The organism is Methylocella tundrae (assembly GCF_038024855.1).
Taxonomy (GTDB): Bacteria; Pseudomonadota; Alphaproteobacteria; order Rhizobiales; family Beijerinckiaceae; genus Methylocapsa; species Methylocapsa tundrae.
Genome location: NZ_CP139089.1, coordinates 2,823,204 through 2,835,134 on the forward strand (window position 1 = coordinate 2,823,204; position 11,931 = coordinate 2,835,134).

Below are 11,931 nucleotides of genomic sequence, written 5' to 3' on the forward strand. Positions count from 1 at the left end.
ACGAGCCAACGCTCTCAGGCGCTTATGTTCGAGCAATGCGGCCTCATTGCCAACTCACAAATACGCCAGCGCCGAAAAGCGCGCTCAGGAGCGCCGGCTTTGTCGGCGCGGAATTGACGATGCGATGAGCGTTCGCCGCGCCGATTGCGCAAATGCGCGCCAAAAATGGCGATTCAGCGCTTTTGCTTTAGCTTGCGCGCGCGTCGGAATGCCGCGCGCGGCTGCGGTCAGCGCGTGTGGCGGACGCGTGAACCACAACTTGCAATGCGCCCGTTGCGCTTAATCTTAACGGTGCGTCGACGAGGAGTGCTCCCTTGCAGGGTCATTTCTGACCAGAATTTACATGCCCCAGCGGCGCACGAACCAGGTTTTTACGAGATGCGTCAGGATCGCGTAGCTCAAGAGGAAGCTTGCGACGATGGGCCAGTAGAGCGGCGGCAAGGGCGTGAACTTCAACGCCGCGCCTACGGGGGTAAAGGGCAGCGCAATGCCGATCGCGCAGATCGTGACGCTGGTCGCGATCAAGGCAGGGCTGGCGCGGCTTTGCAGAAACGGGATCTTCGCGGTGCGGATGATGTGAATGATGAGCGTCTGCGTCAGCAGGGATTCGACGAACCAGCCGGTCTGGAACAGCGATGGATTGTTCCAGCCATCGAAAACATAGAGCATGGTGAAAAAGGTCGCATAGTCGAAGATCGAGCTTATTGGCCCGATGAAGACCATGAACTTGAATATATTGCCAATGTCCCATTTGCGCGGGATCTCAAGATAATCTTCGTCGACATTGTCTGTCGGGATCGCGGTCTGCGAAAAATCATAGAGCAGGTTGTTGGTGAGCACCTGGATCGGCAGCATCGGCAGGAAGGGCAGAAAGATGCTGGGGCCAAGCACGCTGAACATGTTGCCGAAATTAGAGCTTGCGCCCATCTTGATATATTTGGTGATATTGCCGAAGACCTTTCGTCCTTCGATGACCCCTTCCTGAAGCACCATCAGGCTCTTTTCGAGCAGGATGATGTCAGCGGATTCCTTGGCGATGTCCACCGCCGTGTCGACTGACACGCCGACGTCGGCGGCCTTGAGCGCCGGGCTGTCGTTGATGCCGTCGCCGAGAAAGCCGACGACATGGCCCTTGGCGTGAAGCGCCCCGATCACGCGCGCTTTCTGGGCCGGGGAAAGCTTGGCGAAGACGGTCGTCGATTCCACAAGCTCGGCCAGGGCCCCGTCGCTCATCTGTTCGATTTCGGGACCCAGCGCGACGCATTTTACCTCGAGGCCGACCTCGCGGCAGATCTTGCGGGTGACGATCTCATTGTCGCCGGTCAGAATCTTGACTGCGACGCCGGATCGATTGAGCGCCGCGATGGCGGCGCCGGCGCTATCCTTCGGTGGATCAAGAAAGGCGATATATCCGAGCAGCGTCAGCTCGCTTTCGTCCTCGACTGAATAGCTTGGCTTGAGATCAGCAATTTCCTTGTAAGCGATGGCGACGACGCGAAAACCGTCCTCGTTGAGCGCCAGAGTCTCGGCTTTCGCGGTCGCAAGATGAGATGCGTCCAGAGCTCCGCGTTCGCCGTCGAGTTCATAATGCTTGCAAACGGCGAAAACTTCCTCGACGGCGCCCTTGCAGATGAGGACATGCGTCTCGTCTTCGCGCGACAGAATGACGGAAAGCCGCCTGCGGACGAAGTCGAAGGGAATTTCGTCGATATTCTTGTATTGATGCTGCAGATGAAGGTTCTTGCCGAGCTCGATATGTTGCAGGACCGCGACGTCGAGCAGATTTTTGAGACCGGACTGATAGTGGCTGTTCAGATAGGCATACTCCAGGACCCGCTCGCTATCTTCGCCGCAAATGTCGAGATGCAGCTTGAGGATGATGCGGTCCTGCGTCAACGTGCCGGTCTTGTCGGTGCATAAGACATCCATGGCGCCGAAATTCTGGATCGCGTTGAGGCGCTTCACGATCACGCGTTTCTTCGACATCGCCATCGCGCCTTTGGCGAGATTGACGGTGACGATCATCGGCAGCATTTCCGGCGTCAGGCCGACCGCGACGGCCACCGCGAATAAAAGCGCCTCGAGCCAATTGCCCTTCGTGAAGCCATTGATCAGGAACACGGTGGGAACCATCACCAGCATGAACCGGATCATCAGCCAGGTGAAGCGGTTGACCCCTTTGTCGAAGCCGGTCAGTTCGCGCCGCCCAGCGATCTGTTCGGCGAGCTGGCCGAAATAGGTCCTGGCCCCCGTGTGTACGATCACGCCGGTTCCAAATCCGCTGACCACGCTGCCTCCCATGAAACAGAGATTGGGCAGGTCGAAGGGATCGGCGACGCTCGCGTCCGCAATCGCCGGCGATTTCTCGGACGGCATGGCCTCGCCGGTCAACGCCGCCTGATTGATGAAAAGATCCTTCGCGCTGAGGATTCTGAGATCGGCCGGAATCATGTCGCCGGCCGAAAGGCGCACGATATCGCCGGGAACAAGTTGGTCCATCGGGATGTCGATGAATCCGTCGGGTTGGCCTTCGCTGGCCTCAAGGCCGGCGCCGCGTCGCTTGACCCTCGCCGTCGTCTTCACCATGGCGCGGAGCTTGGCGGCGGCGTCGTTGGAGCGATGCTCCTGGATGAACGCCGTCGTGATGGCGAGGACCACCATGATCGCGATGACGACGGATGCGCGGATATCCCCGAGGAAATAAGACATGGTCGCGAGGCTGAGCAAAAGCCCGTTCAGGGGATTCTTCGCGCGGCCCCATAATTCGCGCAGGACGCTCGGGCGTCCCTCCTGAGTGACGAGATTAGGTCCAACCGACGCCAGCCTTGCCGCCGCCTCATCGCGCGTCAGCCCCTCGGGTGAGGCCCGAAGCAGCGGCCAGATCTCGGCCTGCTCCAACCGGCTCACAGCGAGAATCTCCTTCGACAGAACGATGTCGGTATCGCACGCCTGTGGATGGCGGTTGGGCGGCGCCTGAAAAAACTTTAGATGATCGAGGAGAGTCTGGCCGTTCATGCGCGCCGCCTTTTCGATGTCCGTTTCGCGTGGACCAATTCTCGCGCAGTCGGAGTCGGGTCGAGGCCCTTCAGTCTCGCCCCGAGCCGGAGGAGGCGGTTTGCCGGCTCTCGCATGTCTCGCACAAGGTTCATCAGCCGCGTCCTGCGAGCGCCGCTCCCATGATCTGGAACGAGCGATGCGTTTATCAGCCATTCGATAGCGACTGCATGTGTCAATGTGCTTACGATCCACCGGCCGCGCCAAAGGCGCCCCGCTGCTCTTGCCGATGCAAATAGGCCTACAACCGGAATTGGGCCGCCACCATTGATCGCGATCAAGGGGCGCGAGCCTCGTTTGGAGCAAGTTCGAGGCCTTGAAAGGGCGAGGAGCCGATGACCAGCTCAAACTATATCCGCTGGTTTGAAGACCTCAGCGGCGCCGATGTCGCCATCGTCGGCGGCAAAACGGCCTCGCTCGGCGAGCTCTGCTCGGCGCTTTCGGGCCAGGGCGTCAAGGTTCCGCCGGGCTTCGCCGTCACCGCTGAGGCTTACCGCGACGCCCTCACGGCGGCGGGCGCCCCTGCGCCATTGCATCGCCTGCTCGACGGGCTGGACGTAAGCGACGTCGATCTCTTGTCCGAAAGGGCGGCCGAGGCGCGCCGGATCGTCTACGCAGCGACTGGAGGCGAGGAGCTTCGCCGTCAGATCGTCGCCGCCTACCGGGAGTTGAAGAAAAGATGCGGCGGGAGCCTCTCCGTCGCGGTGCGCAGTTCGGCGACGGCCGAGGATCTGCCGACGGCGAGCTTTGCCGGCCAGCATGAGAGCTATCTGAACGTGAGCGGCGAGGCCGCCGCGGTCGAGGCCTGCCGGCAGTGCTTCGCCTCGATCTTCACCGACCGCGCCATCACCTACCGCCTCGACAATGGCTTCGATCATTTCAAGGTCGCCCTGTCCGTCGCCGTGATCAAAATGGTGCGTTCGGATGTCGGCTCGAGCGGCGTGATCTTCACCCTCGACACCGAGACCGGATTTCGCGATGTGGCGAGCGAGGCGCCTGCAAACTATCCCGAGATCGCCGCCGCTCTGGTCCGCTGGGGAATTTGATTCCATCAGCGTCAATCCATCCAGCCTGATCGGCGCGCTGAAGGTGGTGGCGGATGCGGAACGCGCGGCGGCCGCGGCGCGTTAGGGGCTCCATCAATCGATAGCGAAGACGGCTTACCTTGGGCGTCCGCGCGGTCCAGTTTCGCAATCGGAGCGTGCGCGCCACAACCCGCCGGTCTGGCAGATTCATCATTTAAAATTGAACCGCGAGGGCGTCTCATGCGTTGGCGTGGGAGCGGAGAATCCGACAATGTTCAAGGTTCAGCTATACGGACGCGGAGCCCATGGGCTAATGGAGCCTCACGACCTGGGGTTGAGCTTTGCTACCTTCGAAGATGCTGTCAAAGGCGCTGAGGCCGCGGCAAATCCGGGCGAATGTTCGTCGGGAAAGCTTACGAATTATCGCATCACGGGCGCTTCGGGAACAGTGCTCCTTGATGTCGAGGTGAGCGGGAGCCGAAGGCGCTTCACCCACAGGAGCGAGTGCGTATAACGCCTGGCTTTCGTTGCTCCCGGCTGACCGCCGGATTAACGCCAGGAGAATAAATCAGATCAACGCACGGGCTGACGGCCAGCCCGGAGGGTTCTACGTGGCTTTATGCCTGCGCCCCGTGTTTTCCATTTATCTTCGTGGCTTCCGTTGATCATGACCTTCCGCGCACCTCCGCCAACACAATCAACAGCCTCGCCCGGCGTTACGAGCGATTGTCCGGCATGATATCGGTTGTGACCGCTTCGACCTCTTGATTGTGGGGATTCTCGTATGCTGTTGGCGGCGCATCCTGCGTCTCGTTGACGAACTCCATATATCGCGTCGATCGCGACCACCCCTCTCTCCACCGTTCCGAGAACAGCGCACAGGATGAAAAGGTCTGTCTCGCCGCCGGCAATGACGCGCGAGACGGCGGGCGCGCCTTCGGCTACTGTGACTACAGTCCTCGCGGCCGCTTCTCCATGATCGCCGCCGCCGTGATGCAAAAAAGCCGGACATAATCTCCACTGCGTCTACGGCGAACTTGATCTATTGTATTCGTCGCCATCCGGTTTTGTCGTTCTCGGCCAGGGCGGAATACTTCGCAGAAAATAGGTAGCGTTATGTATAATCATATACTTATCCCAACGGACGGTTCGCCGCTGTCGATCGTCGCCATGGAAAAAAGCATTGATTTCGCGAGGGAGACGGGGGCCAAGGTCACCGTCATAACGATCGCGGAGCCGTTTCATGTCATTTCTTCCGACGCCGATCAGATTTCGAAAATGCGCGCCGACCATGAGAGGCTAGGCCGGGAGCGGGCGGCGGACTATCTGACGGTCGCCGAGCTTAAGGCCAAGGCGCTCGGGGTTCCTTGCGAAACATTGCAGGTCGAGAACGATCAGCCATATCAGGCGATCATTGACGCGGCGGTGCAGAGAGGCTGCGATTTGATCGCAATGGCCTCACACGGACGCCGCGGTCTTGACGCGATAATCCTTGGCAGTCAGACCCTCAAGGTGCTTACGCACTCAAAAGTTCCGGTGCTCGTCTACAGGTAGCCTGTTCGCCTGCTGAAGTCGGGCGTAGGCTCTTCTCGGGGAGCGCGGGATGTTTCAACGAATCAGACGCCATGCCAGCGGGAGCTAACAAAATGTCGACAGACGCAGCGGACCTCGCGGCGAATCGAAGCGAGGATTCATGAGCCTGTTCCTGGACAGGGAAGACGCCGGCCGCCAGCTGGCCGAGGCGCTCGCGAGCTACAAGAGCAAGCAGCCGGTGGTTCTCGCATTGCCGCGTGGCGGCCTGCCTGTCGCGGCGCAGGTCGCGTCTGCGCTCAACGCGCCGCTCGACCTTGTTCTTGTCCGCAAGATCGGCGTGCCGACGCAGCCGGAGCTGGCGATGGGAGCAGTGGTCGATGGCGCCGCGCCCATCATCGTTCGCAATGATGACGTGATCCGGAGCGTGGGCGTCGCGGGCGCCGAATTCGACGCGGCCTGCAGGGACGAACTCGCCGAGATCGAGCGCCGCCGAAAGCGCTACATAGGCAAACGGGCCAGGGCGGAGATTGCCGGAAAGACAGTGATCGTCATCGACGATGGCGTCGCGACCGGCGCGACGATGAAGGCCGCCCTGCGCGCAATACGCCAGCGCGGACCCGCGGAGCTTGTTCTCGCCATCCCTGTAGCTCCCCCCGACGCGGTCCGTGAGCTTCGCCAGGAGGCCGACGCCCTGATTTGTCTGGAGACGCCGGAGTTGTTCGGGGCCATCGGTTTTTTCTACGACGACTTCCGACAGGTGAGCGATGGGGAGGTTATCGCCATTTTGAGCCGCTTTCCAACAGAACAGCGCACCACGGGTTGAGCTATTCGCGGTCAAAGCTTGCCTACCGTTGCTCAATCGCCTCCCAGCGATCTCCAACCTTCACGTAGGACCGTTTCACGGCCGCCCACGCGATGCGGTGCGCCGCTTCCTCCTGTCGCGGATCGCCGGCGTGGGCGGCGAAGGCGTGGTTGAAGGCCGAGCGATAGATGTCCTGCGCGTGCTCGGGCAGGCGCTCGCGGATGGAGGCGGGAAGATCTGCGTTGGCGCGATAAGGCATCAGTTTTTCAAAACAACCGCTGGAGCCTAATCTTCAAGAGCGCAAATATGTCCGGCGGCGTGCGCTCCGCTCTTTCGGCGTCACGCCCTAAAGAAGCCCCGAATCATAACCCGCGCAGGACTCCCCGAATTGGGAAAGGCCTTCCTCCAGATAGTCCGAGAGCAGCGGCATCCCCAGGAGGTAGGCGGCCGTGCGGTCGTTATGGGCGCGGGCCGCCTCGGCGCGCAGCTCGTCCCAGTTGGAGAGATCACCATCGCCACGTCCAAGCCAGGCCAGGGCGACAAGATCGATCTGTTCGTCCTCGTTCAAACCCCAGATCACGCTGGTGAGCTCGACGCGCACCGGATCATCGGGATGATCCTCAAGCACTTCGACCATGCCGTCATCGCTCGCGTTGGATCCAGGGTCTGGCTCGGTGATCGCATCCTTGGCGTCGAATTGGCGGACCTTGACGATGATGAAGCATACTTTCTCAGGCGAGATGGACAGGTCGGGCATCACATGCCTCCAAAAAGATTGCCTAAAACGTAACACGTAACGACCGGCGGCGTGAGATCGGTCTGCCGAAGATGAGATTAACGGCGAGCGCGCGCAGCGGGTTGAGCAAGCTCAAAAGGGGCGGATATAGTTTCAGGCGAACGCCGCCTCGCCATCGCGACTTATGCGGCGCGCAACGTTCAGCTCGCGCTCGATCAAACCAACACCACCGCCGCCGACGAGTTCCCATTGAGTCAAAACTCTTAATCAGGAACAAGGCTTGCGTACAAGGGGGCGAGTAACCTTATCATGAATCAGACGCCATTTCTTAACGGAGGCAAACATGGGCGACGCGCAAATTCCAGCGCTTGAGCATGCCAACCAGCAGACGAACCTCTGGTTGAAAAGGATCGCGGCGGAGCATCACCTCGAAAAACGCCATGACGCCTACAGCGCGTTGCGCGCCGTTCTGCATGCTTTGCGGGACCGCTTGACTCCCGAACAGGCGGTCCATTTCGGCGCTCAGCTCCCCATTGTCATTCGCGGCGTCTATTATGAGGGGTGGCGGATCGCCGGAAAGCCGATCGACGACAAACATGTAGACGAATTTGTCCAGCGCGTCGCCGCCGAGCTTCCGCCTCAGTTCCCGCGGGACGCGCTGGCTATGACCCGGGCTGTCTTTCAACTGCTCTTCGAGGAACTCGATCCCGGCGAAACCGCCAAGATCATCGACACACTGCCGGCGCCCCTGAAAGCCCTGTGGCCGCCCGCGGCCCGGCGTTAGCCGGAGGGCCGCAGGGCGTCTTGCCTTATCCGTAGCGCGAAACATCGACGTCTTGATGCAGATCAACATAGCGGCGCGATTTTGCGCAGACGATGGCTGCGCCGCCGGAGGACATAATGCGCCATCGCTTCGCGCTTCATAGCCGGGTTGGACGCAACCTTTGCGCTGCGTCAGGAAAAGGTCGCTCACCATGATCAAAGACATTATCGTCCATCTCGATGGCTCCGCTGACGATGCGGTGAGGCTCGCCCATGCCGAACGCATAGCCGCGACCTTTGGCGCGCATATCAGGGGGCTTTACGCCAACATCCTTCCGGAAATCACGCTTGCGATGGCCGAATACGCGGCTGTCACGCCCGTCATCGCCGCCAGTCAGGACGAAGCCCGCGCAAACGGCGACCAGATCGAACGCGCGCTTCGCCGCCGTTTCGAGACGATCGCGGCGCCGGCGGAGTTGCGCCGCTTCGACCTCTTTGCCGACGGCTTATGGAGGACGGTGGCCAGTCAGGCCCGGACCGCCGATCTGATGGTCACGATGAAGCCTTATCGCGCGGACGCGCCAGACTGTTGGCCGCAAGTCATCGAGGCGGCCTTGTTCGCGTCCGGGCGCGGCGTCTATGTCGTCCCCGACGAAGCAGTCCCGGTCGCTCAGGGGACAGTGGAGCATATGACCAAAACGGTTCTCGTCGCCTGGAACGACACGCGCGAGGCGGCGCGAGCGCTCTCCGAAGCGATGCCCTTCCTCGAAAAGGCGCAAGACGTCATCGTCGCCATCGTCGACCGCGACGGTCCCGCCGAGGCGAGAAACGCTGAGCCCGGCGCCGATATCGCGCGTCATCTCGACCGTCACGGCGTCAAAGTCGAGCTGCGCCATGTTGCGAACTGGGATAATACCGCCGACGCGCTTCTCAATGAGATCAGGCGCCTTGACGTCGGCCTTGTTGTGCTCGGCGCCTATGGGCATTCTCGCTTTCGCGAATGGATTACAGGCGGCGTGACGCGGCGTTTCCTCGCGGATTGCCCGTCGCCTATGTTGATGGCTCATTGACGGCCTTGGATTGCGAACCGGTCCTGTCCGGCGCGTTCGAGCGCCGCCCCTAGCCGGCGCCAGCGGCGATTCCCCCCGAAGCCCGCATGCCTCTATCCGTGCGGCTTGCGATACAACATCGGTGCTGGCTGAACCGAATTGAACGCTGGCCGGCCGCGCCATAACGCACCGCTCTTCGGCGGGTCTTCAAGGGCGGCATTTATGGCGCGAAATCCGATTTGAGCGGACCGGATTTCGCGCTGCGCTTTCAGGCTCGCCGGGAGTTGGCCCTCAGGCCGCATCCGGGGCGGCGCCCTTGGGCGGACCGGCCTTGATGTCGATCGTCTTTTTTGCTTTGGCGACTTCAGTCGGCTTGTTGATTTTGAGGTGCAGGACGCCCTTGTCGAAATGGGCCTCAATCGACGCATCGCTTGGTTCGAACGGCAAGGCGATGGCGCGGTGAAATGCGCCGTAGCTGCGCTCGACCACATGCCACTCCTTCTCGCTCCGATCGCTTTCCTGTTTTTTCTCGCCAGCGATGACGAGCCGGTTTCCATCGAGGCTGACGTTGATGTCCTTCTCGTCGACGCCGGGAAGTTCGGTCGTAATTTCGATCGCGTCCTTGGTCTCGGCGATATTCAGCACGGGCATCTGGGCGCCTACCTCGGTGAGCGTCGGAAGGCCGCGATTATAGTCCGAGAAGAAGGAGTCGAGTTCGCGTCTGAACGCCGCGAATGGATCGGCAAGATTTTGATTTCTTGACCTCAGCGTTGGCAACAGCGCCATGGGTTCATCTCCACTTCTGATCGCGCCGCCAAGAGGCTACAAAGAATAGCCTTGAGCGGCCAAGGAAGACTATACCCTCAAGTTCCACAGTGGTGTTGATTTAGGTCAAGAATGCAGCAATGGAACGAGCGGGCGTGGTTGCCGCCTTCTTGCATTTCGATGAAGCCGCAAGCGTATCTTTAGCTTCTGATATGGTGATTGATATGAATGGCTACGGCGCTGTATGTTGATATAACATGCTAAACTTTGATCCGAGGCCGCGGTCACAGTCGGAAATGGCGCTACAACACGAAAGGTCGCGATGACGGCGCACCGCCAGCAGGACGAAGACCTCAGGGAACGAGCATTCGGCCTTTTGCTCCCCGACACAAGCGATCGGATTCAACCCTTGTCCATGAGGGTCGTCGTGGACAGGCCGTTTGGCCGGCTCGTCCGGTTCGAACGCGACGACAGCCGCCCTCGTCCGCGCGTCCTTGTTGTTGCCCCCATATCGGGCCATCGCGCCGCCTTGCTTTATGACATGATCCTCGCCCTTGCGCAGGATCATGACCTTTATCTCGCGCAATGGGCGGATGCGTCGCAGGTGGCGTTGTCGGAGGGACGCTTCGGTCTTGACGAGAACATCGGCTATCTTGTCGATTTCCTGCATTTTCTGGGCGACGACCTTCACCTCATCGGTCTTTGCCAATCGGCTTTGCCGGCGGTTGCGGCGACGGCGATCTGCGCGCTCCGTGGAAGCGGCGCGCCGCGATCGATGACGCTGTTTGGCGGCAAGATCGATCCGCGCATCAACCCGACGCGAAGCGATCTTCTGGCGAGGAGGCAATCCATCGCCTGGCTCCGGCAAAGCTCAATAATCGAGGTTCCGTCCCCGGATCCCGGACAGGGGCGGCTCGTTTATCCGGCGAGCCTTCAGATCGCCACTCTGCTCGCTTATCTGACGCGTCACATCCTGACCGGCGGAGAACTCTTCCGCAAATTCATGAATGACGATGGCGAATATCCGTCCGAGCGTCCTTTCCCGAACCTGTTTTTTTCGGTGACGGATCTTCCGGCCGAATTTTTCCTGGAGACGATCGTCAGGGTCTTTCAGCGATTTGACCTGGCTCTCGGGCGCCTTGCCTGGCAAGGCGAGACAATCAGGCTAGACGCCATCGCGCGCACGGCGCTTTTCACGGTCGAAGCGGAAGAGGACGATATCTCGGGGGCCGGACAGACGCATGTGGCGCAAGATCTCTGCGTCAATATTCCGAAGTCCCTGCGCCAGCGCTACGTGCAGCCCGGCGTTGGCCATTTTGGCCTGCTTCACGGCGCGGTGTGGCGTTCGGCCGTGCTTCCGCGCCTGCGCCGCTTCATCCGCGAGCAGGACCGGGGAAGGGCGCCCGGCGTCCCGAGGCCGCCGGACCGTTCAAATCCCTCATCCATCATAGCGTGAGCCTGGCGCATTGCCGTTATTCGCGCGTGGGCGCCGCCGCCGTCCGAAAACCGGCTCCGCTTTTTGGCGTCATGCTTTAGCGTCGACCGCCGCCATGGAAGCCGCCGCCATGGAAGCCGCCAAATCCACCGTGGAAGCCTCCCCCGCGGAAGCCGCCAAATCCGCCGCGCGCGAATCCGGGACGGCCGAAACCGCCGCGCCCGGCCCATCCGCCGCGCCCGCCCCATCCGCCACGAGACCAGCCGCCTCTCCAGCCCGGGCCCCAGCCGCCACCCCAGCCGCCGCCCCAGCCCAAGCCCAAGCCCAAGCCAGGTCCCCAGCCGCCGCCCCAGCCATAGCCCCAGTCGTCCCAGTAGGGGTCAATGTAGGGCCCGCCGACCACGACCGAAGGGCCCACATAGACGGTCGCCGGCGGCGGAGCGGCGGCGACGAAGGAGCCCCTCGTTCTGCCGAGGAGGCTTGCGGCGATGTAGCCGGTTTGCCCTTGCCAGGAGACCCGGCACCAGCTGTTTCGGCAGCGAAGAATGTTCAGCGGGGCGTTCGGGGGGACCGTCGTTATCACCGCATAGCCCGTGCCCGGTCCAGAGCGCAGATTGGCGAGATCCAGGCTGACGGCGGTCTGGGCTTTGGCCGAAGCGAGTGTTCCAGCGAGCGCCAATCCAGTCAGAAGCGATAGCGAAAGGATCTTCATGATTGCTCTCATTCGGTTGGGAGAAGCTCGATATTCGCGCCGCTGGCGCTCCATTCAG

The 11,931-nt window shown here is 61.3% G+C and carries 11 protein-coding genes and 1 pseudogene; 7 read left to right on the forward strand and 5 right to left on the reverse strand.

Translation table 11 applies throughout. The annotated features are described in order from the left end of the window. Positions 1 to 339: 339 nt before the first annotated feature. Entirely contained in the window at positions 340 to 3,015 is a 2,676-nt protein-coding gene (mgtA, locus tag SIN04_RS15270) for a magnesium-translocating P-type ATPase (protein WP_134490548.1), read from the reverse strand. A 374-nt stretch (positions 3,016 to 3,389) separates the two neighbouring features. Here mgtA and SIN04_RS15275 point away from each other — a divergent pair. The 4 genes and pseudogenes from SIN04_RS15275 to SIN04_RS15290 all read left to right on the forward strand — a co-directional run. Further along, positions 3,390 to 4,040 (forward strand): annotated as a pseudogene (locus SIN04_RS15275) (PEP/pyruvate-binding domain-containing protein); the annotation flags it as partial. 852 nt (positions 4,041 to 4,892) lie between these two features. Continuing rightward, complete coding sequence (locus SIN04_RS15280; protein ID WP_341264030.1) at positions 4,893 to 5,093, forward strand: hypothetical protein; 201 nt, start codon at positions 4,893 to 4,895, stop codon at positions 5,091 to 5,093. Between the two features lie 102 nt (positions 5,094 to 5,195). Further along, positions 5,196 to 5,633 (forward strand): universal stress protein, encoded by a 438-nt coding sequence (locus SIN04_RS15285; RefSeq protein WP_341264031.1) that lies wholly within the window; start codon positions 5,196 to 5,198, stop codon positions 5,631 to 5,633. A 139-nt stretch (positions 5,634 to 5,772) separates the two neighbouring features. Beyond that, complete coding sequence (locus SIN04_RS15290; RefSeq protein WP_134490552.1) at positions 5,773 to 6,435, forward strand: phosphoribosyltransferase; 663 nt, start codon at positions 5,773 to 5,775, stop codon at positions 6,433 to 6,435. 22 nt (positions 6,436 to 6,457) lie between these two features. On the opposite strand, the gene SIN04_RS15295 is transcribed toward SIN04_RS15290, so the two are convergent. Next, positions 6,458 to 6,673 carry a ChaB family protein gene (locus tag SIN04_RS15295; protein WP_134490554.1) on the reverse strand — a complete coding sequence of 72 codons (216 nt, stop codon included), beginning with the start codon at positions 6,671 to 6,673 and terminating at the stop codon, positions 6,458 to 6,460. 87 nt (positions 6,674 to 6,760) lie between these two features. Further along, entirely contained in the window at positions 6,761 to 7,171 is a 411-nt protein-coding gene (locus SIN04_RS15300; RefSeq protein ID WP_134490556.1) for a DUF3775 domain-containing protein, read from the reverse strand. A 322-nt stretch (positions 7,172 to 7,493) separates the two neighbouring features. On the opposite strand from SIN04_RS15300, the gene SIN04_RS15305 reads away from it, so the two are divergent. Both SIN04_RS15305 and SIN04_RS15310 read left to right on the forward strand, forming a co-directional pair. After that, complete coding sequence (locus SIN04_RS15305; protein ID WP_134490558.1) at positions 7,494 to 7,934, forward strand: DUF2267 domain-containing protein; 441 nt, start codon at positions 7,494 to 7,496, stop codon at positions 7,932 to 7,934. Between the two features lie 190 nt (positions 7,935 to 8,124). Then, entirely contained in the window at positions 8,125 to 8,982 is an 858-nt protein-coding gene (locus tag SIN04_RS15310) for a universal stress protein (RefSeq protein WP_134490560.1), read from the forward strand. 270 nt (positions 8,983 to 9,252) lie between these two features. Here SIN04_RS15310 and SIN04_RS15315 read toward each other — a convergent pair whose 3' ends face one another. Continuing rightward, the gene (locus tag SIN04_RS15315; protein ID WP_134490562.1) at positions 9,253 to 9,747 is read right to left on the reverse strand and encodes an Hsp20/alpha crystallin family protein; all 495 of its coding nucleotides are present in this window, start codon (positions 9,745 to 9,747) and stop codon (positions 9,253 to 9,255) included. 394 nt (positions 9,748 to 10,141) lie between these two features. On the opposite strand from SIN04_RS15315, the gene phaZ reads away from it, so the two are divergent. Further along, on the forward strand, positions 10,142 to 11,182 hold the full coding sequence (gene phaZ, locus SIN04_RS15320) for a polyhydroxyalkanoate depolymerase (RefSeq protein ID WP_423136029.1): 1,041 nt from the start codon (positions 10,142 to 10,144) through the stop codon (positions 11,180 to 11,182). Between the two features lie 76 nt (positions 11,183 to 11,258). Here phaZ and SIN04_RS15325 read toward each other — a convergent pair whose 3' ends face one another. After that, positions 11,259 to 11,873 carry an SH3 domain-containing protein gene (locus SIN04_RS15325; RefSeq protein WP_341264032.1) on the reverse strand — a complete coding sequence of 205 codons (615 nt, stop codon included), beginning with the start codon at positions 11,871 to 11,873 and terminating at the stop codon, positions 11,259 to 11,261. Positions 11,874 to 11,931 lie beyond the last annotated feature (58 nt).

Coding starts and splice junctions, on each gene's coding strand:
- mgtA (WP_134490548.1), bottom strand. CDS start 3,015: ATGAACGGCCAGACTCTCCTCGATCATCTAAAGTTTTTTCAGGCGCCG.
- SIN04_RS15285 (WP_341264031.1), top strand. CDS start 5,196: ATGTATAATCATATACTTATCCCAACGGACGGTTCGCCGCTGTCGATC.
- SIN04_RS15290 (WP_134490552.1), top strand. CDS start 5,773: ATGAGCCTGTTCCTGGACAGGGAAGACGCCGGCCGCCAGCTGGCCGAG.
- SIN04_RS15295 (WP_134490554.1), bottom strand. CDS start 6,673: ATGCCTTATCGCGCCAACGCAGATCTTCCCGCCTCCATCCGCGAGCGC.
- SIN04_RS15300 (WP_134490556.1), bottom strand. CDS start 7,171: ATGCCCGACCTGTCCATCTCGCCTGAGAAAGTATGCTTCATCATCGTC.
- SIN04_RS15305 (WP_134490558.1), top strand. CDS start 7,494: ATGGGCGACGCGCAAATTCCAGCGCTTGAGCATGCCAACCAGCAGACG.
- SIN04_RS15310 (WP_134490560.1), top strand. CDS start 8,125: ATGATCAAAGACATTATCGTCCATCTCGATGGCTCCGCTGACGATGCG.
- SIN04_RS15315 (WP_134490562.1), bottom strand. CDS start 9,747: ATGGCGCTGTTGCCAACGCTGAGGTCAAGAAATCAAAATCTTGCCGAT.
- phaZ (WP_423136029.1), top strand. CDS start 10,142: ATGAGGGTCGTCGTGGACAGGCCGTTTGGCCGGCTCGTCCGGTTCGAA.
- SIN04_RS15325 (WP_341264032.1), bottom strand. CDS start 11,873: ATGAAGATCCTTTCGCTATCGCTTCTGACTGGATTGGCGCTCGCTGGA.